Consider the following 19,772-nt stretch of genomic DNA (forward strand, 5'->3'; position numbering starts at 1 on the left):
GATGAGTATTAAGGGCACCGTATTAGAGAAAATCGTGCAGGATAAAGCCGTCTGGGTAGCAGCACGTAAGGCACAGCAGCCGCTGGCAACCTTTCAGCCCGATCTGCAACTGGCCGAGCGCCACTTTTACGATGCGCTGCGTGGCACGCGCACCGTATTCATCCTGGAGTGCAAAAAGGCGTCGCCATCAAAAGGCGTGATTCGGGAAGATTTTGATCCCGCCACTATCGCCGGCGTTTATCGTCACCATGCCTCAGCGGTATCGGTGCTGACGGATGAAAAGTACTTCCAGGGTGACTTCGCCTTCCTGCCGATTGTCAGTGCCGCCATTACTCAGCCGGTATTGTGCAAAGATTTCATCATCGATGCCTACCAGATTTACCTGGCGCGCCACTACCAGGCCGATGCCATTCTGCTGATGCTCTCAGTGCTGGATGACGAACAGTATCGTCAGCTGGCAGCCGTTGCGCACAGCCTGAAGATGGGCGTGCTGACAGAAGTGAGTAATGAAGAGGAGCTGGCGCGCGCTATTGCGCTGGAGGCGAAAGTCGTTGGCATCAATAACCGCGATCTGCGCGATCTCTCCATTGACCTCAACCGCACCCGCCAGCTGGCACCGCGCCTGGGCCATGGTGTTACCGTGATCAGCGAATCCGGTATTCACAATTATGCGCAGGTGCGTGAACTGAGCAATTTTGCTAACGGTTTTCTTATCGGCTCCGCACTGATGGAGGAGGCCGATCTTGATGCCGGCGTGCGCCGCGTACTGCTGGGTGATAACAAAGTGTGTGGTCTGACGCGCCCCGAGGATGCCCGTATCGCGCATGAGGCGGGCGCGCTCTATGGCGGGATTATCTTTGCCGAAGGCTCACCGCGTAAAGTCAGCCGTGAGCAGGCGCTGGCGGTGATTGCAGCGGCCCCGCTGAAGTATGTTGGCGTGTTCCGTAACAACAGCATTGGTGACATTGTCACGTTAGCCCGGGTGCTGCAGCTGGCAGCCGTGCAGCTGCATGGCGATGAAGACCAGGCATTTGTCGCCGAGTTGCGTCATGCCCTGCCGGCTGAGGTGAAGATCTGGAAGGCGCTGAGCATCAGCGATCGTCTTCCGGCCCGCGACTGGCCGCACGTAGACCGTTACGTCTTTGATAACGGCCAGGGCGGCAGCGGTCAGCGCTTTGACTGGTCGCTGTTACAGCAGCAGGATCTGAGTGATGTGCTGCTGGCCGGTGGCCTGAGCGCCGATAATTGCGTCGAAGCCGCTCAGCTCGGCTGTGCCGGTCTTGATTTCAACTCCGGCGTGGAGTCCGCGCCAGGCATCAAAGATGCCGCTAAAGTCGCAGCGGTTTTCCGCACGCTGCGCGCCTACTAATTTCGCTTGCCTGCACTGCGCAGGCAGATAAGGAAGATGAGAACATGACCACGTTATTGAACCCTTATTTTGGTGAGTTTGGCGGCCAGTATGTGCCGCAGATCCTGATGCCGGCACTGCGCCAGCTGGAAGCGGCGTTTGTCGAAGCCCAGCGTGACCCTGAGTTTCAGGCTGAATTTACCGATTTGCTGAAGAACTATGCCGGTCGCCCAACCGCGCTGACCCTGTGCAGCAACCTGACTAAAGGGACGAAAACCCGCCTCTACCTGAAGCGTGAAGATTTGCTGCACGGCGGCGCGCACAAAACCAACCAGGTTCTGGGCCAGGCGCTGCTGGCTAAACGCATGGGCAAAAATGAGATCATCGCCGAGACCGGCGCCGGTCAGCACGGTGTGGCGTCCGCCCTTGCCTGTGCGCTGCTCGGCATGAAGTGCCGTATCTATATGGGCGCGAAAGACGTGGAGCGCCAGTCGCCGAACGTATTCCGTATGCGCCTGATGGGTGCAGAGGTGATTCCGGTACACAGTGGCTCTGCCACCCTGAAAGATGCCTGTAATGAGGCGCTGCGCGACTGGTCGGGCAGCTACGAGACCGCACACTATATGCTCGGCACCGCCGCCGGTCCGCACCCGTTCCCGACGATTGTGCGTGAGTTCCAGCGCATGATCGGTGAAGAGACCAAAGCGCAGATTCTGGAAAAAGAGGGTCGCCTGCCTGATGCCGTGCTGGCCTGTGTGGGCGGTGGTTCCAACGCCATCGGCATGTTTGCCGATTTCATCGACGAAACCTCGGTCAATCTGATTGGCGTAGAGCCGGCGGGCCACGGTATTGAAAGCGGCGAACACGGCGCACCGCTAAAACATGGCCGCGTCGGTATCTATTTCGGTATGAAAGCGCCGATGATGCAGACCGAAGAGGGGCAGATTGAGGAGTCCTATTCAATCTCCGCTGGCCTGGATTTCCCCTCTGTGGGCCCACAGCATGCGCATCTCAACAGCATTGGCCGCGCAGAGTATGTGTCGATTACCGATGATGAAGCGCTGGACGCCTTCAAAACGCTGTGCCGCGCTGAAGGGATTATTCCGGCACTGGAGTCTTCGCACGCGCTGGCCCATGCGCTGAAAATGATCCGCGATAATCCGGAAAAAGAGCAGCTGCTGGTAGTTAACCTCTCCGGTCGCGGCGACAAAGACATCTTTACCGTTCACGATATTCTGAAAGCAAAGGGAGAGATCTGATGGAGCGTTACAGTCAGCTGTTTAAACGTCTGGCGGCAAACAAGGAAGGAGCATTTGTCCCCTTCGTAACCCTGGGCGATCCCACGCCCGATCTCTCGTTAAAAATCATTGATACGCTGGTTGCAGGCGGTGCGGATGCGCTGGAGCTGGGTATTCCGTTCTCCGATCCGCTGGCTGATGGCCCGACCATTCAGGGCGCCACGCTGCGCGCATTTGCCGCGGGCACCACGGTAGCCCAGTGCTTTGAGATGCTTGCGACCGTCCGCCAGAAGTATCCGGATCTGCCGATCGGCCTGCTGATGTACGCAAACCTGGTGTTCAGTCAGGGAATTGATAACTTCTATGCAAAGTGTGCCGCAGTGGGCGTGGATTCCGTGCTGGTTGCGGATGTGCCGGTTGAAGAGTCTGCGCCCTTCCGTCAGGCCGCGCAGCGTCACGCTATCGCGCCAATCTTTATTTGCCCGCCTAATGCCGATGATGCGCTGCTGCGTGATATCGCAGCGCACGGTCGCGGATACACCTATCTGCTGTCGCGTGCGGGTGTCACCGGTGCAGAGAACCGTGCCAGCCTGCCGCTGCATCATCTGATCGAAAGGCTGCGTGAACTGAATGCGGCACCTCCGCTGCAGGGTTTTGGTATTTCAGAGCCCGGTCAGGTAAAAGAGGCGATCGCCGCCGGTGCTGCGGGTGCTATCTCCGGTTCAGCGATTGTGAAAATCATTGAGCGCAACCAGAGCGATCCGGTCACCCTGCTGAGTGAACTGCAGACCTTCGTCAGTAACCTCAAAGCCGCGACCCGCTCGTGATCGTGCCGGCCCTGTGCAGCCTCGCGCAGGGCCACTCTGATTGTTGTTCAACGCACCTTATACCCGATAACTTTTTCATCATCATTGAGTTGCCTAACCGCAAAGCGCAGCCCACACTTAACTGCACCGTCTCGTTACGGTGTTAAACCATCTATGACAGGGAGATAACCAATGAAATTGTTCAAAGTCGTTGCGGGATTTTTAGTGGCTGCCGTTATGGCGCTTACGCTCAGTGCCTGTGCACCTACACCAACCCAGGAGGGTACCGGCGGCTATATTGATGATACGGTGATTACCACCAAAGTGAAGGCACAGCTACTGAATGATGAATCACTGAAATCCACCGAAATTAATGTCGAAACCTTTAAAGGCAAAGTTCAGCTGAGTGGTTTTGTCAGCTCGCCGCAGATGGCTAATCGCGCTGTCTCGGTGACGCGTAGCGTGGAAGGGGTGAAATCTGTTGTGAACAACATGCAGATAAAATAAGTAAACGGGCGACCCTCTGGTCGCCCGCTCTCCTGGTGCACCCTCAGAAGCGGTAACCCACGCCAAAGAAGAACACCCACGGATCGATGCGCGTATTGATGTTTTGCTGCTCACCGCCCGCCTTAAATTTTACTTCCGTATCAATATCCATGTACCACAGCGACGCATTCAGCATCCAGTCGCGATTAATTTGATAATCGAGCCCTACCTGGCCGGCGACGCCCCAGGAGTCTTTGACGCTGAGATCGCTGAGGCCCGCATCCTGCCCGGTCTGGTTGAATTTTGCATCATAGAATGTGGTGTAGTTAATGCCGACGCCCACATAGGGACGCACGACACTTTTACTGTCGAAGAAGTAGTACTGCGCCATCAGAGTAGGCGGCAACTGACGCACGGTGGCGAGATTTCCGGTTGGTCCCAGGCCCACTTTATGACGAAATGGCGTGGCGGCCAGCAGCTCAACGCCAATATTGTCAGTGGCCATCCAGGTCAGGGTCAGTCCCAGCTGGGTATCATTGCTCACATTGAATCCGCCCATACCCAGCACATTGTCAGAGCCTTCGGTTGGGCGCACCGTGGCACTGCCGGCACGCATAAAGAGATCGCCGGCCTGATGGGCCAGCGCCAGTTGTGGAAGAGCCAGTGCTATCAGCAGCGCGCATTTTGCCAGTTTCATCATCACTCCTTTGCCGAAAAGTAAGGTATTGCGGTATATCGCGGCACAAGGTGTAACCCTTTTTTGGTAAAAGATCATCTGCATCAATATAAATTAATCACTTAAAAAACAATGGATTGATTCAGATCAATTTTGGCGTTACAGGCAGACATAAAAATTCCGTTGCAGACGTTTCGCGCCGTGACTATTTTATTTTTTCCCTTGGTGATTTTGGTTCGATGCGTCAGGAGTGGCGGGCAATCAGATGAGCGATGCACTTAACCCTTGTATGACCTGCGGCGCCTGCTGCGCCTATTTCCGTGTCTCTTTCTACTGGGCCGAAGCCGACGATGCCAGCGGCGTGGTGCCGGTTGATCTCACTGAACCGTTAGGCCTGCTGATGCGCAATATGCGCGGCACCAATGCACGCGAACCGCGCTGTGTTGCGCTGCAGGGCGAGGTCGGCGGCTGTGTGTCGTGCGGTATTTATCAGCAGCGCCCGTCGCCGTGCAGCGAGTTTGCGATGTCCGGTGAAGACGGCGTGCTGAACGAAGCCTGCGATAGAGCGCGGGCGCGCTACGGTTTGCCTGCGCTTTTTCACCCTTCTTTACCTTCCATGACAGAAAGTTATGGCATTGCGGGTGCCAGCCCGCCCGCAGAACATGTACAATCGCCGGGTTAATTAACCCGGTTCCTTCAAGGAGTGTACATGTCTATCACGGCAAGCTCGTTATACCGTGACACAGGAAATTTTTTGCGCCATCAGCTGGCCACCATTGTGCTGATGGCGCTGCTGACCTCATTCATTACCGTGATGGTCGGCCATGCCCTTACCCCTGCTCAGGACCAGTTATCGCTGTTGAGCCAGACCGATGACAGTGCTTCATCACTGTTTGAGCTGGTGCAAAACATGTCGCCGGATCAGCAACGCATTCTGCTGCGCGCCTCTGCTGCCGGCACCTTTGCTGCGCTGATTGGCAATACGCTGCTGTTGGGCGGCATGCTGTGTCTGCTGCCGATGGTCTCCAGCGGGCAGCGTGTCAGTGCGCTGCGTGCCATTGGCGCTTCCGCGCCGCTGCTGCCAAAGCTGCTGCTGCAAACCTTCCTTATTACGCTGCTGGTCCAGCTGGGCTTTATGGTCCTGATGGTACCGGGCGTTATTCTGGCGATCCTGCTGTCGCTGGCCCCCGTGATAATGGTCAGCGAGAAAATGGGCGTCATGGGCGCGATGCGCGCCAGTATGCGCCTGGCATGGAAGAACATTAAGGTGATTGCGCCCGCCATCGTGCTGTGGCTGCTGGCGAAGATTGTACTGATGTTCTTCTTCTCCTCGCTGACGGTGCTGCCCGCGACCCTCGCCTCCGTGCTGCTGAATGCGCTCGGCAATCTGGTTTCAGCGATTCTGATTATCTACCTGTACCGGCTGTATATGCTGTTACGTTAAGCGTTGCGGCGCTCTGCTGAGCGCCCTGACTGAATGCTCCTGTCTCTACTGGAAACGCTATGAAGCAGTTACTCGATTTTCTTCCCCTGGTGGTTTTCTTCATCTTTTATAAGCTGTACGACATCTTCGTGGCGTCGGGTGTGCTGGTGGTGGCCACCGGTATCGCACTGATCGTCAGCTGGGTGCTCTATCGCAAGCTGGAGAAGATGACCATCTTCACGTTTGTGCTGGTCGCGGTGTTTGGCACACTGACCTATGTGTTTCATAACGACGAGTTTATCAAGTGGAAAGTCACGGTGATCTATACGCTGTTCGCGCTGGCGCTGCTGTACAGCCAGTGGTTCATGAAACAGCCGCTGATTCAAACCATGCTGGGCAAAGAGCTGCAGCTGCCGGGTGCGGTGTGGCGTAATCTGAATATTGCCTGGGCCCTGTTCTTCTTCGTGTGTGGTATGGCGAACATTTATGTGGCGTTTTGGTTATCACAGGCGTTTTGGGTTAACTTTAAAGTATTCGGTCTGACGGGTCTTACCCTGCTGTTTACCCTGCTGAGCGGCCTCTATATCTGGCGTCAGATGCCGCAACAAGAACAAAAATAGATCACGCCGCCCGGCTCACTGCCGGGTTTGTCTTCACCTGCAGAAGAACTGAGCAATGAACGATAAACATAAATTGCCGCAAGGCGAGATGGTGTCGCGCACCCTGGCGATGCCAGCGGATACTAACGCCAATGGTGATATTTTTGGCGGCTGGCTGATGTCGCAAATGGACATGGGCGGCGCCATCATGGCGAAAGAGATCGCTGAAGGACGCGTTGTTACGGTGCGAGTGGATGGCATGAGCTTTCTTAAGCCGGTTGCCGTCGGCGATGTTGTGAGCTGTTATGCCCGCTGCATTCGCACCGGTAACAGTTCCATGACCATCAATGTGGAAGTGTGGATTAAGAAGGTCTCGTCAGAACCTATCGGCCAGACCTACTGCGCGACCGAAGCCGTTTTCGTCTATGTTGCAGTGGATAATAACGGTCAATCCCGACCTTTACCGGTAGGCAGAGCCAACCTGAGCGATAGCTGACAATAAAAAAAGCGGTCAATTCGTTGACCGCTTTTCTCTTCCACTCAGTTATTCGATGTTCGCGCCGCCGTTAATGCGGAACACGATATTCATGGTAAGCCCTTTCCCCGGCCGCCCCGGTTGATACCGCCATTTCTTCATGGCCGTTTTCACTTCCCGTTCAAACATGTTGCGCGGCTCTGCAGAGAGAATCTCAACGTTATCGACGCGGCCATCGCTGTCGACATCAAACTTCACGCGCACGCGGCCTTCCACGCGTAGCGCAAATGCGCGTGCCGGATAGGCCGGTTTGCTGACGTTCATGGCTTTTGGCCCGTCAGAGACGCCCGGCGCTGGCGCAGGGTTCGCCTTCGGCGCGGTGGATGGTCGAGTCTGCGTGGTCGGCGCATCCTGCTTAAACGGGTTCTCCTGCGGCTTTGGCTGCTGCTTCGGCCGCGGTTCAACCCGCTTCTCTACCTTCGGCTTCGGCTTGGGCTTCGGCTTGGGTTTTGGCTCGGGCTTGGGAATCGGCACTGGCTCAACCTTTGGCGGTTCGGGCGCGACCTCCGGTTCAGGTTCAGGCTCAGGAGGCGGCGGAGGCGTAACGGCAGCCGGCGCCGGTTCTGGCTGCACTTCCGGGGCAACCATACTAATGCTGATGGGTTGCGATGCTTTCGGAACCTCAATGGTCTGATGAAACGATGCATACAGAATGCCGGCGATTACCGAGCCGTGAAGTACCACGGACAAAATTACCGAAACGGGGGTACGTGCTGGAAAAGGCGTAGTCAACGTCGTCATATCAGTCATGTTCATTGAATGAAGCACAGATTTTAAATGCAAATAGCAATCAGTTTCAATAACCGATGTGTAAGTGACGCTGAGAAAAGCCTTTTTAACCCTGCCTGCGCTGTGCCGCATTCGCTTTATCTTTCGTTTGCACTCTGATCTACGATCACTTAACGTGTCTCGCAATTTCGGCAAGTCTAACGGGAGTATCCCATCGTGCTTTATCTTATTTATGCGGAAGATACCGCGGATTCACTGGAAAAACGCAACGCCGTACGTCCTGCGCATCTGGCGCGGCTGCAGTTGTTACAGGATGAAGGCCGCCTGATTGTTGCGGGTCCGCTGCCGGCTGTGGACAGTAACGATCCCGGCCCGGCTGGTTTTACCGGCTCCGCAATTGTTGCCGAATTCTCTTCGCTGGAAGAGGCTGAATCCTGGGCGAAAGATGACCCTTACATTGCGGCTGGCGTGTATGAAAAAGTCGCCGTGAAGCCGTTTAAGCGCGTGTTCTGATCGATGTGGCAATCGCTTATGCTGCTGGTGATGGTGCTGTTGCTGATTGGCAGAGCACTGTGGCTATGGCGTCGACAGGGCTGGCGCGCTGCGCGCCAGCAAATTGTTATGATGGTGGTGCTGGCCGCTGCCCTGCAGATCGTTAACGTCACGCTGGTATTACGCGGCCAGTGACACGCGGTTACCGATCAGACAATCTGCGTGATAAACAGAATGGAACGGCGATGCTGCTGTGCCACCTGATGACGAATGGCATGAATGCGTTTGTAGCGCCGTGACTGCCCTTCCAGCCAGCGCGCACGGCGTCGGTGCACCTGACGTAACATTCTCCAGCGCGCCACTTCATTTCTGCTTCGTCTCATTACATCCTCTCAGACAGACTAAACTCGCCAGGCATTATAGAGATCTCAAATAAAATGCCAAATCGAAACCTTCATGGAAGCGTCATGAACGATTAAAGGTTTCGCTGATGCAGATCAACACGTAAACTTTGCCCATCAAAGCGCGAACAGGATGTCCACTTAATGACCACATTTTATACCCTCGTCAGTTGGTTGCTGCTGTTTGGCTACTGGCTGCTGATTGCGGGTGTCACGCTGCGTATTCTGATGAAACGACGTGCGGTGACCTCCGCAATGGCCTGGTTGCTGATTATCTATATTCTGCCGCTGGTGGGTATCATCGCTTATCTGTCATTTGGTGAACTGCATCTTGGCAAGCGACGCGCCGAACGTGCCCGCACCATGTGGCCCTCAACCGCCAGGTGGCTGAACGATCTCAAACAGTGCCGACATATCTTTGCCACCGAACACAGTGATGTGGCCCGTTCGCTGTTTGATCTCTGTCGTCATCGCCAGGGCATCGCCGGGGTAAAAGGCAATCAGCTGCAGCTGCTCACCAGTACTGATGATGTGATGAAAGCGCTGATTCGTGACATTCAGCTGGCGCGCCACAATATTGAGATGGTGTTCTATATCTGGCAGCCGGGCGGGCTGGCAGACGAGGTGGCCGAATCCCTGATGGCCGCTTCGCGTCGCGGCGTTCACTGCCGCCTGATGCTTGACTCTGCCGGCAGCGTGACCTTCTTCCGCAGCCCATGGGCCAGCATGATGCGTAACGCCGGCATTGACGTGGTTGAAGCGTTGCAGGTGAGCCTGCTGCGCGTGTTCCTGCGCCGCATGGATCTACGCCAGCATCGTAAAGTGGTGCTGATTGATAATTACATCGCCTATACCGGCAGTATGAATCTGGTCGATCCGCGCTTCTTTAAACAGGACGCTGGCGTGGGTCAGTGGATCGATCTGATGGCGCGCATGGAAGGCCCGGTCGCGACGACCATGGGTATTGTTTATGCCTGCGACTGGGAGATTGAAACCGGTAAGCGCATCCTGCCCCCAGCGCCGGACGGCAATGTGATGCCGTTTGAACAGGAGAGCGGCCACACCATTCAGGTGATCGCCTCCGGGCCGGGTTTCCCCGAAGATATGATTCATCAGGCGCTGCTGACTGCGGTCTACTCCGCACGCGAGCAGCTGATTATGACCACGCCCTACTTCGTGCCCAGCGACGACCTGTTGCATGCCATCTGTACCGCTGCGCAGCGCGGCGTAGAGGTGAGCATTATTGTACCGCGTCATAATGACTCTCTGCTGGTCGGCTGGGCCAGCCGCGCCTTCTTCACCGAACTGCTGGAGGCCGGAGTAAGGATTTATCAGTTTGAGGATGGCCTGCTGCACACCAAGAGCGTGCTGGTGGATGGGCAGCTAAGCCTGGTGGGCACCGTTAACCTCGATATGCGCAGCCTGTGGCTTAACTTTGAGATCACCCTGGTGGTGGATGATGATGGCTTCGGCAGCGATCTTGCTACCGTACAGGATGATTACATCGCCCGCTCGCGCTTACTGGATGGCGCCCGCTGGGCAAAACGTGCCTGGTGGCAGCGCATCGTCGAACGACTGTTTTACTTCTTTAGCCCTTTACTGTAAAACGAGCCAAAATATTACCGCCTCAGGGCAAGCAGGAATGACCATGGATTTAAACAATCGCCTTACCGAAGATGAGACGCTGGAGCAGGCTTACGATATTTTTCTGGAGCTGGCAGGCGACAACCTCGATCCGGCAGACATCATTCTGTTTAATCTGCAGTTTGAGGAGCGCGGCGGCGCCGAACTGTTTGATCCGGCAGAGGACTGGCAGGAGCACGTCGATTTTGACCTCAACCCGGACTTCTTCGCAGAAGTGGTGATCGGTCTGGGTGAAGCCGATGGCGAACCGATTACTGATATCTTCGCGCGTGTGCTGCTGTGCCGGGAGAAAGATCACAAGCTGTGCCACATTCTGTGGCGTGAATAAAAACGGTATAGCAACGCCGGGCACCTGCCCGGCGTTCTCTTTTTAGCGCTGCGCGCTACAGGGGATCAACCTCAGGCACGATACGGCATGCCGGAAGCTCCCCTCCAGTAGCGGACGCGTTTTCGCGCACTCCGGCCCCGCAATCGGGCATCGGGTGCGGAACACGCAGCCTGACGGCGGATTGATTGGCGAGGGCAGCTCCCCTTCCAGCAGCTGAATCTGTTTATTCTTCTCCAGATCCGGATCCGGAATTGGCACCGCCGACATCAGCGCCCTGGTATAAGGATGCTGCGGATTGTTATAGACCGCATCATACGTCCCCAGCTCAACGGCATGGCCCAGATACATCACCAGCACGCGATCGGAGATGTGCTTCACCACCGCCAGATCGTGCGCGATAAAGATCAGCGACAGCCCCATTTCACGCTGCAGCTTTTGCAGCAGATTGACCACCTGAGCCTGAATAGACACATCCAGCGCGGAAACCGGCTCATCACAGATGATCAGCTTCGGTTCCAGAATCAGCGCGCGGGCAATACCGATACGCTGGCACTGGCCACCCGAGAACTCATGCGGATAGCGGTTGATGAGGTTCGGCAGCAGGCCCACCTTCATCATCATCGCCTTGACCTTATCCCTGACTTCCTGACGCGCCATCTTTGGATAATAGGTGCGCAGAGGTTCGGCAATGATATCGCCAATCGTCATACGCGGGTTCAGCGACGCAAGCGGGTCCTGAAAGATCATCTGGATATCGCTACGCGCCTGGCGCCACTCCTCCTGGCTCTGGCCAAGCAGATCGCGTCCCAGCCAGGCAACCCGGCCATCAGTGGCTTTCACCAGGCCAATGATGGCACGCGCCAGCGTTGACTTACCGCAGCCGGATTCACCGACCACGCCCAGCGTTTCCCCTTCGTACAGCCGCAGGCTGACGCCATCGACCGCTTTCAGAGTTTTTGGTGGTTGCCAGAACCACTGCCGGCCATCTTTTATATCGAAATGCACTTTGAGATCGGCGATCTCCAGCAGCACTTTTTTCTCTTCGACAACGGTGCTCATACTAACTCCTCCACCGGCTTGAAGCAGGCACGCAGACGACCTTCAGCAAAGGGTTCCAGCGGTGGGGATTTGCTGCAAATCTCCATCGCATATGCACAGCGCGGCTGGAACGGACACCCCTGCGGCAGACGCAGTAAATTGGGCGGGTTGCCCGGAATGGTCGTCAGCGACTCGCCCTCTTCTGCATCCAGGCGCGGCACCGCGCTGAGCAGACCAATCGAGTAAGGATGAGCCGGCTGATAGAACACATCACGAGCGCGGCCATACTCCATGGTGCGGCCGGCATACATCACCAGCACTTTGTCGCAGATACCGGCGACCACACCCAAATCGTGGGTGATCATGATGATGGCGGTATTAAACTCGCGCTTCAGCTCGTTCAGCAGCGTCATGATCTGCGCCTGAACCGTCACATCAAGCGCGGTAGTAGGCTCATCAGCGATCAGCAGTTTTGGCCGGCACAGCAGCGCCATGGCGATCATCACACGTTGACGCATACCGCCTGAGAACTCATGCGGGAACATCTTCATGCGCTTACGCGCTTCCGGCATCTTCACTGCATCCAGCATGCGCACAGACTCCTCGAACGCCTGCGCGCTGCTCATGCCTTTATGCAGCTTCAGCACTTCCATCAACTGCTCACCTACCCGCATATAGGGATTAAGCGAGGTCATCGGGTCCTGGAAGATCATCGCGATCTGTTCGGCGCGCAGCTTATTGAGCTTGTTCTCCGGCAAATTCAGGATCTCGTCGCCATTGAATTTTGCCGATCCACCAATGCGGCCATTTTTCGCCAGCAGGCCCATCAGTGCAAACGCAGTTTGCGACTTTCCGGAGCCGGATTCACCCACAATGCCCAGCGTTTCACCGGCCCGCAGCGAAAAGTTGAGGTCGTTCACAGCGGTGACATCACCGTCATGGGTGCCAAACGTAACGCGCAGATCTTTAACATCAAGCAGCAGGTTACTGTTTCCCGCATGCGCAGCAGTCGCTGGCTGAATGTCATGAATAGTCATCGGGAAACTCCTTAACGGTCTTTCGGGTCGAGGGCGTCACGCAGGCCATCGCCGATAAAGTTAAAACAGAACAGCGTAACCACCAGGAAACCGGCCGGGAACATCAGCAACCACGGCGACACTTCCATCGAGTTAGCGCCGTCACTCAGCAGCGCACCCCAGCTGCTCAGCGGCTCCTGCGTACCCAGCCCCAGGAAGCTGAGGAAAGATTCGAACAGGATCATGCTCGGTACCAGCAGCGAGGCATAAACCACCACTACGCCAAGCACGTTTGGCACAATGTGCCGCAGCACGATACTGACCGTGGAGACGCCGCCAACCTGCGCGGCTTCAATAAACTCTTTGCGTTTCAGTCCCAGCGTCTGACCGCGCACGATACGCGCCATATCCAGCCATGACACCATGCCGATCGCAGCGAAAATCAGCAGAATGTTGCGTCCGAAGAAGGTCACCAGCAGGATGACGAAAAACATAAACGGGAACGAGTTAAGGATCTCCAGAATACGCATCATCACGGAGTCAATTTTGCCGCCAAGATAGCCCGCCAGCGAACCGTAGAGCGTCCCTACCAGCACCGCGATAAGCGCGGATGCAATGCCCACCATCAGCGAAATACGTCCACCAATCGCCACGCGTACCAGCAGATCACGCCCGGATGAGTCGGTACCGAACCAGTGACCGGATGTAGTGTCCGGCGGTGATGACATCATCGCCCAGTCGGTATCGTCATAGCGAAACTGCGCCAGCATCGGCGCGAAGATGACAAACAGCGTAATCAGCAGCAGCACCAGCAGGCTAATCAGCGCCGCACGGTTATGAATAAAGCGACGACGCGCATCCTGCCACAGGCTGCGCCCTTCTACTTCCAGCTTCTCGCTGAAAGCATCCAGAGCTTCGCTATTTTTCTTACTTAACATCATGAGCGAGCTCCACCATCAGTAACGGATTTTTGGATCGATAACGGCATACAGCACGTCAACGATCGCATTGAACAGAATGGTCAGCACGCCGACCAGAATCGTCAGACTCATCACCAGCGAGTAGTCGCGGTTGAGCGCGCCGTTCACAAACAGCTGGCCGATACCCGGCAGGCCATAGATGGACTCGATCACCATGGAGCCAGTAATGATGCCCACGAACGCCGGCCCCATGTAGGAGAGTACCGGCAACAGCGCCGGTTTCAGCGCATGGCGCAGTACGATGCGACGTAGCGGCAGGCCTTTGGCGCGCGCCGTACGGATAAAGTTAGAGTGCATCACTTCAATCATCGAACCGCGGGTAATACGGGCAATGCTGGCAATGTAGGCCAGCGACAGCGCGACCATCGGCAGCAGCATGTAGTTCCACTGCCCCCCGTTCCAGCCGCCGCCCGGCAGCCAGCGCAGGGTAATGGCGAAAACCAGCACCAGCAGCGGTGCCACGACAAAGCTGGGTATCACAACGCCGGTCATGGCGACCCCCATCACTGCGTAATCCCACAGGCTGTTCTGCTTCAGGCTGCAATGACGCCCGCCGTCACGCCAAGCACTACGGCGAGGAAGAAGGCCGCCAGCCCCAGCTTAGCCGAGACCGGAAACGCATGACCCACCAGGTAGTTCACCGAGTAGTCTTTGTATTTAAACGACGGACCGAAATCGCCGTGCGCCAGCTGAACCAGGTAGCTGAGGTACTGTTTGCCGATCGGATCGTTGAGATGGTATTTGGCTTCGATGTTCGCCATCACTTCCGGCGACAGCGTACGCTCGCCGGTAAAGGGGCTACCGGGCGCCAGGCGCATCATAAAGAAGGAGATGGTAATAAGGATAAACAGCGTCGGAATGGCTTCCAGGAGCCGACGCAGGATGAATTTTAACATTGCCGTACCTACCAGGCTGTTGCTTCACAAAGTCAAAAAGGCGGCGCCGCAGCACCGCCACTGTCGATAGCCTGAGTGCTATTAATGTTTAATGATATATAGGTTTTTATCGAGGGTATTATCCAGCGGATCGTTACCGGTGTAACCGCCTACGTACGGTTTCACCAGGCGGGCGTTCACGTAGTAGTAAACCGGTACAATCGTGCTGTCTTTATCCAGGATCTGCTCGGCTTTCTGATAATCCGCTACGCGTGCTTTATCATCCGCCGCTTTCACCGCATCGTGGATCACCTTGTCGAAATCTTCGCTCTTGTAGTGCGAGGTGTTACTGCTGCTGTTAGAGAGCATGATGTTCAGGAACGAGGTCGGTTCGTTGTAATCTGCACACCAGGCGGCGCGCGAAACGTCAAAGTTGCCCTGATGACGGGTATCCAGGAAAGTTTTCCACTCCTGGTTCTCCAGCTTGATGTTTACGCCAATGTTTTTCTTCCAGATGGAAGAGGCGGCGATCGCCAGCTTCTTATGCAGATCGGACGTGTTGTACAGCAGGTTAAAGGTCAGCGGCTTATCGGCGGTATAGCCAGCTTCGGCCAGCAGTTTTTTCGCCTCTTCGTTACGCTTGTTCTGATCCCACTTGAACCAGTCCGGCGGCAGCAGTTCCATACCGTCAGTGGCCGGCGGGGTGAAGCTGTAAGCCGGCTGCTGGCCCTGTGCCAGTACCTTATTTACCATGATGTCGCGATCCAGACCCAGTTTCAGCGCGGTACGTACGCGCGGATCGGTGAATGGGGCTTTCTGGTTGTTGATCTCGTAGTAGTAGGTGCAGAGGTACGGCTTGACCATCAGCTCTTTGCCGTTGTCACGCTGCAGCTTTTTAAACAGCTCGATCGGCATGTTGTTGTAGGTGATGTCACTGCCGTTCTCAGAGAAGTAGCGGTTCACGTCGCTGACTTCTGAGTTGATGGGCAGGAAGGTCACTTTGTTCAGCACGGTATGCTCGTTATCCCAGTACTGCGGGTTACGCACCAGCGTCACGCGTTCGTTGATGACGTGTGATTCCAGCTTAAATGCGCCGTTGCCGACCCAGTTCTGCGGCTGTGTCCACTGATCGCCCGCTTTCTCAATGGCAGGTTTGTACACTGGCGACATCACAGAGTGGATCAGCAGCTTATAGAAATAGGGCACGGGCTGACTCAGCGTCACTTCCAGCGTATGGTCATCCAGCGCTTTAACGCCTAACTCAGAGGTCGGTTTTTTACCTTCGATGATCTCATCAACATTGGCAATATGGCCATATTGCGGATAGCTGGCATAAGGGGAAGCGGTTTTAGGATCCACCAGACGCTGCCAGCTGTAGACGAAGTCCTGCGCGGTCACCGGCTCGCCGTTTGACCACTTCGCGTTTTTACGCAGGTGGAACGTCCAGACTTTGAAATCTTTGTTTTCCCAGCTCTCCGCCACGCCAGGAACTGGCTTACCGTTACTGTCGCTGACAATCAAACCTTCGTACAGATCGCGTGCAATGTTGCTTTCCGGAACGCCTTCAATTTTGTGCGGATCCAGCGACTGCACTTCATCGCCATTGCCGCGCACCAGCTCCTGTTTTGCTGCCAATTCCGTGCCTGCTGGCACGGTGGCTGCCAGCGCGGCATTCCCTGCGAACGCCCCGATAGCTGCCAGTACGCCCGCGGCAATCAGACTTTTTTTCGTGATGTTGTTCATTATTATGCTCCAGTTTTATTATCGTCACCGGGTCAGCGAACTGCCCGGCGTACCCCGCCTCCGGGAGATCTCCGCCTGTCTGAACGAAGATCACTACCACCCTTCAGGGTTACCACGGTAACGTGACGCCCGACTGTAGCGCCGGTGGGTCACATTACTCAATGTTTCTTTATGTAATAGTATTTCAGCGCCAGCATATCCTGCGGGTCTTTTCCCGTGAAGCCGCCCACCCATGGCTTCACCAGCCTTACGCTGACGCGATAGTAGACCGGTACAATCGCTGAATCCCGATCTAACTGCCCTTCTGCCTGCTGATAAAGCGTTGCGCGCTGCGCGGCATCGCTTGTGCTCAGGCTCTTTGCCATCAGCGCATCAAAGGCCGTGCTGTGATAGAACGCCGTGTTGATGGATGAGCCGCTAATCAGCATATTGAGAAACGTCGAGGGTTCGTTGTAATCGGCGCACCAGGTGGCGCGTACCACGTCATACTGTGCCTGGCGGCGCGTCTCCAGCAGAGTCTTCCACTCCTGATTTTGCAGCGTTACCTGCGCGCCGAGGTTTTTCTGCCACATGGAAGCCGCCGCAATCGCCTGGCGCTTATTCTGCTCCGAGGTGTTATAGAGCAGCGTAAAACGCAGAGGGTGCTGCGCATCAAAGCCAGCCTGCTCAAGCAGCTGTTTCGCCGCGGCATTGCGCTCCGCCTGGGTCTGTTTTGCCCAGTCCGGTTCACCCAGCGTGATGCCCTGGGTAAAAGGCGGCGTCAGCCCATAAGCCGGAATCTGCCCCTGCCCCATGATCTTCTGCGCGATGATGTCACGATCCAACGTCAGTTTTAAGGCAGTCCGTACGCGCGCATCATCGAACGGTGCTTTTTTATTGTTGATTTCGTAATAGAACGTGCAGAGCAGTGGACTGACTTTCACCTCTTCACCCAGCGCCTGCTGCAGCTTGTGGAACATGTCAGGTGGCACGACGCTGTTAGTCATGTCGGTACCACCGCTGCGATAGCGGTTGATGTCGCTGTTCTCTGAAGAGAGCGCCAGAAAGGTAGCCTGATCCAGTACGGTATGGGCGTTATCCCAGTATTGTGGATTGCGTTTAACGATGATGTGTTCGTTGACCACCCACTCCGCCAGCGTGAACGCACCATTGCCGACGTAGTGCTGCGGCTGTGTCCACTGCTCGCCCCACTTCTCCACCGCCGGGCGATACACCGGTTTCATTGACGCATGCGCGAGCATATCGACAAAATAGGGAACCGGTTCAGATAAGGTGACTTGCAGATGGCGATCGTCCAGCGCTTTCACGCCCAGTTCGGCGGGTGCAGCTTTGCCCGCCAGAATGGCGTCAATATGACTGAAGTGCGCGGCCTGCAGATAGCTGGCATAAGGCGAAGCCGTTTGCGGGTCAGCCAGCCGTTGCCAGCTGTAGACAAAATCCTGAGCGGTTACCGGCTCCCCATTGCTCCAGCGCGCATTATCGCGCAGGATAAAGGTCCAGACTCGGCCCTGTTCATTGTGCCAGCTCTCTGCCACGCCCGGCACCGTTTTACCGTTATTATCGGTTTCAACCAGACCCTCCAGCAGATTGCGGATCACATTGGATTCCGGTACGCCTTCCGTTTTTTGCGGGTCTAAGGAAGAGACTTCGCTACCATTATTAATGACGATGCGTTGTGCATCCGCTAATTGTGTACCGGCGGGTATTTCAGCCGCCCGGCTTTGCGCCATCCCGCCTGCAAGGCAGAGCGCTATGAGTGAGCGCGCAGCCGTATTCGCTACCATGCATTTCATCAATCAACATCTGCCTTTAACATTAACCTGATAGCGAGTAAGCAAGAAGCGTACACATTTGTCACTAACAGATAAAAATTTTGCGGAGAGCCGAAAATTATCAGATGCGTTGGCTGGACGCCAAAGCTAAACCGCAAAAATGTTAGCTAATTCTCTTTTATCACGTCAGGCTGCGCAGGAAAAGTGTTAATTATTAAGCAAAAATATTACTTAAATTATTGATAATAATGAATTAAAGGCATAATTTGCACGTTAATTATTCGTTAATCAACTAATCTTATAATATTTACAAATATCACTGCTATGGCTTAAAAAAGCGTGATGATTACTTACTTCAGTGCATAAAAGGACAGTTTAATGCTGTCATTGCGCACTCCACCAGTGCGATAAGCTGTGACAATTATCACACCTTTTTAGGGTTTAAGAGCGAGAGTAAGCGCAGTGAGTAGCAAAAGTGATATCACGTGCACGATATTAAGCACGCTGAATAAAATCCCTTAAATGGTGCAATAAAACACTTATTTGCACCATTTTGGATCGGAAGGGCGTTTCCGCTGAAAAATAACTTGTCGTTAATTCAGTAAGCCAGGAAAAATGGCTTTCATACCGGTAACAACAAATTCAATGCCCAATGCCATAAGCAGTAAGCCCATGATACGGGTAATAACGTTAATGCCGGTCTGCCCTAACACTCTTACCATCAGCGGCGCAGCACGGAATAACAGCCAGCAGCAGAAAGCGAAAAGCGCGACGGCTACGGTAAAGCCGAGCAGATTAGGCCAGCTGTGGTAGCGTGAACTCCAGACAATGGTAGAACTTATCGCCCCTGGCCCGGCCATTAACGGTAAAGCCAGCGGTACCACACCGATACTTTCACGAATGGCCGTTTCTGATTTCTCCTGCTTATTCTGTTTATCTTCGCCCAGTTTGCCGCTGATCATCGACATTGCGATAGTGACCACCAGAATGCCGCCCGCAATACGGAACGAATCAATGGAGATACCAAACAGATGCAGAATGCCATCGCCGAGGAACAGTGAAGTCCAGAGAATAATGGCCACGGCCAGGTTTGCCGTAAGGTTAGTTTTATTGCGCTCAGCTACGGCCTGATAGCGGGTCATGCTGATAAAGACCGGAATAATGCCAACCGGGTTAACCAGCGCAAACAGCCCGACAAAGAATTTTATATAGCCGGAGAGATCAAGTAGCACAGGGGTCAAAGTGGGCTCCAGATGAGGGCGAAGAAAACGCGCTTAATGTAGTGCATATACCGAATGGAAAACCAGTGGCAAAGGCAGAAATATCTGCTGCCTGAACTGCCCTTAAGCAGTTTAACGCACTTACACTCGCTTAAGATGCAGCGTAGCCAGCCGCAGAAGAGATGTTATGCACGATCCGGCTAACTTTACTTGCAAAAGTCACTGCTGAATGGTGTCAGCGCGGCTGTGATTTGATCTGCATCAAAATCAGCCTACCTCATCAGGGGTAATCTTACCCCATCGAATTCAAACTGATTAAGCCGCTTTCCGATAAAAACCCTTTTAGTAAGCAACGGCAAAATGCCGTTCTGCGCAAAATTTAAGCGCGACGTGCCTATACTTCTGAGTTCAGGCTTGTTTACT

Annotated in this window: 21 protein-coding genes and 1 pseudogene; 12 read left to right on the forward strand and 10 right to left on the reverse strand. The window is 55.0% G+C overall.

The features are described from left to right. Nucleotide 1 precedes the first annotated feature (1 nt). The 4 genes from trpCF (at nucleotide 2) to HA48_RS06950 (ending at nucleotide 3,899) form a co-directional block, all read left to right on the forward strand. A complete protein-coding gene (gene trpCF, locus HA48_RS06935) occupies nucleotides 2-1,369 on the forward strand; it encodes a bifunctional indole-3-glycerol-phosphate synthase TrpC/phosphoribosylanthranilate isomerase TrpF (RefSeq protein ID WP_128600370.1) in 1,368 nt (455 codons plus the stop codon). A gap of 44 nt (nucleotides 1,370-1,413) precedes the next feature. Then, nucleotides 1,414-2,607 (forward strand): tryptophan synthase subunit beta, encoded by a 1,194-nt coding sequence (gene trpB, locus HA48_RS06940; protein WP_128600371.1) that lies wholly within the window; start codon nucleotides 1,414-1,416, stop codon nucleotides 2,605-2,607. Next, nucleotides 2,607-3,413 (forward strand): tryptophan synthase subunit alpha, encoded by an 807-nt coding sequence (gene trpA / locus HA48_RS06945; RefSeq protein WP_128600372.1) that lies wholly within the window; start codon nucleotides 2,607-2,609, stop codon nucleotides 3,411-3,413. Before trpB ends, trpA begins: the two co-directional genes overlap by 1 nt. A 171-nt stretch (nucleotides 3,414-3,584) precedes the next feature. Then, nucleotides 3,585-3,899: a BON domain-containing protein gene (locus HA48_RS06950; protein WP_128600373.1), complete on the forward strand. Its 315-nt coding sequence runs from the start codon at nucleotides 3,585-3,587 to the stop codon at nucleotides 3,897-3,899. A gap of 43 nt (nucleotides 3,900-3,942) precedes the next feature. Here the strand turns inward: HA48_RS06950 and ompW are convergent, their stop codons facing one another. Then, on the reverse strand, nucleotides 3,943-4,578 hold the full coding sequence (gene ompW / locus HA48_RS06955) for an outer membrane protein OmpW (RefSeq protein ID WP_208613113.1): 636 nt from the start codon (nucleotides 4,576-4,578) through the stop codon (nucleotides 3,943-3,945). Nucleotides 4,579-4,819: 241 nt separating this feature from the next. Between ompW and HA48_RS06960 the strand changes: the two genes are divergently transcribed. Genes HA48_RS06960 through yciA form a run of 4 tightly spaced genes read left to right on the forward strand, consistent with a single transcriptional unit; the run spans nucleotide 4,820 to nucleotide 7,072 of the window. After that, nucleotides 4,820-5,236, forward strand: coding sequence for a YkgJ family cysteine cluster protein (locus HA48_RS06960; RefSeq protein ID WP_128600375.1), 417 nt, complete (start codon nucleotides 4,820-4,822; stop codon nucleotides 5,234-5,236). Nucleotides 5,237-5,263: 27 nt separating this feature from the next. Further along, nucleotides 5,264-5,998 (forward strand): YciC family protein, encoded by a 735-nt coding sequence (locus HA48_RS06965; protein ID WP_128600376.1) that lies wholly within the window; start codon nucleotides 5,264-5,266, stop codon nucleotides 5,996-5,998. Nucleotides 5,999-6,057: 59 nt separating this feature from the next. Continuing rightward, entirely contained in the window at nucleotides 6,058-6,597 is a 540-nt protein-coding gene (locus tag HA48_RS06970) for a septation protein A (protein ID WP_128600377.1), read from the forward strand. A 55-nt stretch (nucleotides 6,598-6,652) separates the two neighbouring features. Then, nucleotides 6,653-7,072: an acyl-CoA thioester hydrolase YciA gene (gene yciA / locus HA48_RS06975; RefSeq protein ID WP_128600378.1), complete on the forward strand. Its 420-nt coding sequence runs from the start codon at nucleotides 6,653-6,655 to the stop codon at nucleotides 7,070-7,072. Between the two features lie 48 nt (nucleotides 7,073-7,120). Here the strand turns inward: yciA and tonB are convergent, their stop codons facing one another. Next, nucleotides 7,121-7,852: a TonB system transport protein TonB gene (gene tonB / locus HA48_RS06980; RefSeq protein ID WP_208613114.1), complete on the reverse strand. Its 732-nt coding sequence runs from the start codon at nucleotides 7,850-7,852 to the stop codon at nucleotides 7,121-7,123. 204 nt (nucleotides 7,853-8,056) lie between these two features. Here tonB and HA48_RS06985 point away from each other — a divergent pair, with 204 nt between their 5' ends. Continuing rightward, on the forward strand, nucleotides 8,057-8,353 hold the full coding sequence (locus tag HA48_RS06985; protein WP_128600380.1) for a YciI family protein: 297 nt from the start codon (nucleotides 8,057-8,059) through the stop codon (nucleotides 8,351-8,353). Between the two features lie 3 nt (nucleotides 8,354-8,356). Next, a complete protein-coding gene (locus HA48_RS22180; protein ID WP_167377143.1) occupies nucleotides 8,357-8,527 on the forward strand; it encodes a hypothetical protein in 171 nt (56 codons plus the stop codon). A gap of 14 nt (nucleotides 8,528-8,541) precedes the next feature. Here the strand turns inward: HA48_RS22180 and HA48_RS06990 are convergent, their stop codons facing one another. Beyond that, nucleotides 8,542-8,715 carry a YciY family protein gene (locus HA48_RS06990; RefSeq protein ID WP_128600381.1) on the reverse strand — a complete coding sequence of 58 codons (174 nt, stop codon included), beginning with the start codon at nucleotides 8,713-8,715 and terminating at the stop codon, nucleotides 8,542-8,544. 162 nt (nucleotides 8,716-8,877) lie between these two features. On the opposite strand from HA48_RS06990, the gene cls reads away from it, so the two are divergent. Then, nucleotides 8,878-10,338, forward strand: coding sequence for a cardiolipin synthase (gene cls / locus HA48_RS06995; protein WP_128600382.1), 1,461 nt, complete (start codon nucleotides 8,878-8,880; stop codon nucleotides 10,336-10,338). Between the two features lie 37 nt (nucleotides 10,339-10,375). Next, on the forward strand, nucleotides 10,376-10,705 hold the full coding sequence (locus HA48_RS07000) for an HI1450 family dsDNA-mimic protein (RefSeq protein WP_208613115.1): 330 nt from the start codon (nucleotides 10,376-10,378) through the stop codon (nucleotides 10,703-10,705). A 42-nt stretch (nucleotides 10,706-10,747) separates the two neighbouring features. Here the strand turns inward: HA48_RS07000 and oppF are convergent, their stop codons facing one another. From oppF to HA48_RS07035, 7 genes and pseudogenes are all read right to left on the reverse strand, one after another. Continuing rightward, entirely contained in the window at nucleotides 10,748-11,764 is a 1,017-nt protein-coding gene (oppF, locus tag HA48_RS07005) for a murein tripeptide/oligopeptide ABC transporter ATP binding protein OppF (RefSeq protein WP_128600384.1), read from the reverse strand. Then, the gene (oppD, locus tag HA48_RS07010; RefSeq protein WP_128600385.1) at nucleotides 11,761-12,780 is read right to left on the reverse strand and encodes an ABC transporter ATP-binding protein; all 1,020 of its coding nucleotides are present in this window, start codon (nucleotides 12,778-12,780) and stop codon (nucleotides 11,761-11,763) included. Before oppD ends, oppF begins: the two co-directional genes overlap by 4 nt. A gap of 11 nt (nucleotides 12,781-12,791) precedes the next feature. Then, nucleotides 12,792-13,700: an oligopeptide ABC transporter permease OppC gene (gene oppC, locus HA48_RS07015; RefSeq protein ID WP_128600386.1), complete on the reverse strand. Its 909-nt coding sequence runs from the start codon at nucleotides 13,698-13,700 to the stop codon at nucleotides 12,792-12,794. Between the two features lie 15 nt (nucleotides 13,701-13,715). Then, nucleotides 13,716-14,635, reverse strand: a pseudogene (gene oppB / locus HA48_RS07020) (oligopeptide ABC transporter permease OppB). 81 nt (nucleotides 14,636-14,716) lie between these two features. Then, a complete protein-coding gene (gene oppA / locus HA48_RS07025; protein WP_128600387.1) occupies nucleotides 14,717-16,357 on the reverse strand; it encodes an oligopeptide ABC transporter substrate-binding protein OppA in 1,641 nt (546 codons plus the stop codon). A gap of 158 nt (nucleotides 16,358-16,515) precedes the next feature. Continuing rightward, on the reverse strand, nucleotides 16,516-18,087 hold the full coding sequence (locus tag HA48_RS07030) for an ABC transporter substrate-binding protein (protein WP_244182814.1): 1,572 nt from the start codon (nucleotides 18,085-18,087) through the stop codon (nucleotides 16,516-16,518). Between the two features lie 635 nt (nucleotides 18,088-18,722). After that, nucleotides 18,723-19,370 carry a YchE family NAAT transporter gene (locus tag HA48_RS07035; RefSeq protein WP_128600389.1) on the reverse strand — a complete coding sequence of 216 codons (648 nt, stop codon included), beginning with the start codon at nucleotides 19,368-19,370 and terminating at the stop codon, nucleotides 18,723-18,725. Between the last annotated feature and the right edge of the window lie 402 nt (nucleotides 19,371-19,772).

This window comes from Pantoea wallisii (assembly GCF_002095485.1).
Taxonomy (GTDB): Bacteria; Pseudomonadota; Gammaproteobacteria; order Enterobacterales; family Enterobacteriaceae; genus Pantoea; species Pantoea wallisii.

Bases quoted from the DNA above. Each gene is read 5' to 3' on its own strand.
- trpCF (WP_128600370.1), top strand. From the start codon at position 2: ATGAGTATTAAGGGCACCGTATTAGAGAAAATCGTGCAGGATAAAGCC.
- trpB (WP_128600371.1), top strand. From the start codon at position 1,414: ATGACCACGTTATTGAACCCTTATTTTGGTGAGTTTGGCGGCCAGTAT.
- trpA (WP_128600372.1), top strand. From the start codon at position 2,607: ATGGAGCGTTACAGTCAGCTGTTTAAACGTCTGGCGGCAAACAAGGAA.
- HA48_RS06950 (WP_128600373.1), top strand. From the start codon at position 3,585: ATGAAATTGTTCAAAGTCGTTGCGGGATTTTTAGTGGCTGCCGTTATG.
- ompW (WP_208613113.1), bottom strand. From the start codon at position 4,578: ATGATGAAACTGGCAAAATGCGCGCTGCTGATAGCACTGGCTCTTCCA.
- HA48_RS06960 (WP_128600375.1), top strand. From the start codon at position 4,820: ATGAGCGATGCACTTAACCCTTGTATGACCTGCGGCGCCTGCTGCGCC.
- HA48_RS06965 (WP_128600376.1), top strand. From the start codon at position 5,264: ATGTCTATCACGGCAAGCTCGTTATACCGTGACACAGGAAATTTTTTG.
- HA48_RS06970 (WP_128600377.1), top strand. From the start codon at position 6,058: ATGAAGCAGTTACTCGATTTTCTTCCCCTGGTGGTTTTCTTCATCTTT.
- yciA (WP_128600378.1), top strand. From the start codon at position 6,653: ATGAACGATAAACATAAATTGCCGCAAGGCGAGATGGTGTCGCGCACC.
- tonB (WP_208613114.1), bottom strand. From the start codon at position 7,852: ATGACGACGTTGACTACGCCTTTTCCAGCACGTACCCCCGTTTCGGTA.
- HA48_RS22180 (WP_167377143.1), top strand. From the start codon at position 8,357: ATGTGGCAATCGCTTATGCTGCTGGTGATGGTGCTGTTGCTGATTGGC.
- HA48_RS06990 (WP_128600381.1), bottom strand. From the start codon at position 8,715: ATGAGACGAAGCAGAAATGAAGTGGCGCGCTGGAGAATGTTACGTCAG.
- cls (WP_128600382.1), top strand. From the start codon at position 8,878: ATGACCACATTTTATACCCTCGTCAGTTGGTTGCTGCTGTTTGGCTAC.
- HA48_RS07000 (WP_208613115.1), top strand. From the start codon at position 10,376: ATGACCATGGATTTAAACAATCGCCTTACCGAAGATGAGACGCTGGAG.
- oppF (WP_128600384.1), bottom strand. From the start codon at position 11,764: ATGAGCACCGTTGTCGAAGAGAAAAAAGTGCTGCTGGAGATCGCCGAT.
- oppD (WP_128600385.1), bottom strand. From the start codon at position 12,780: ATGACTATTCATGACATTCAGCCAGCGACTGCTGCGCATGCGGGAAAC.
- oppC (WP_128600386.1), bottom strand. From the start codon at position 13,700: ATGATGTTAAGTAAGAAAAATAGCGAAGCTCTGGATGCTTTCAGCGAG.
- oppA (WP_128600387.1), bottom strand. From the start codon at position 16,357: ATGAACAACATCACGAAAAAAAGTCTGATTGCCGCGGGCGTACTGGCA.
- HA48_RS07030 (WP_244182814.1), bottom strand. From the start codon at position 18,087: ATGGCGCAAAGCCGGGCGGCTGAAATACCCGCCGGTACACAATTAGCG.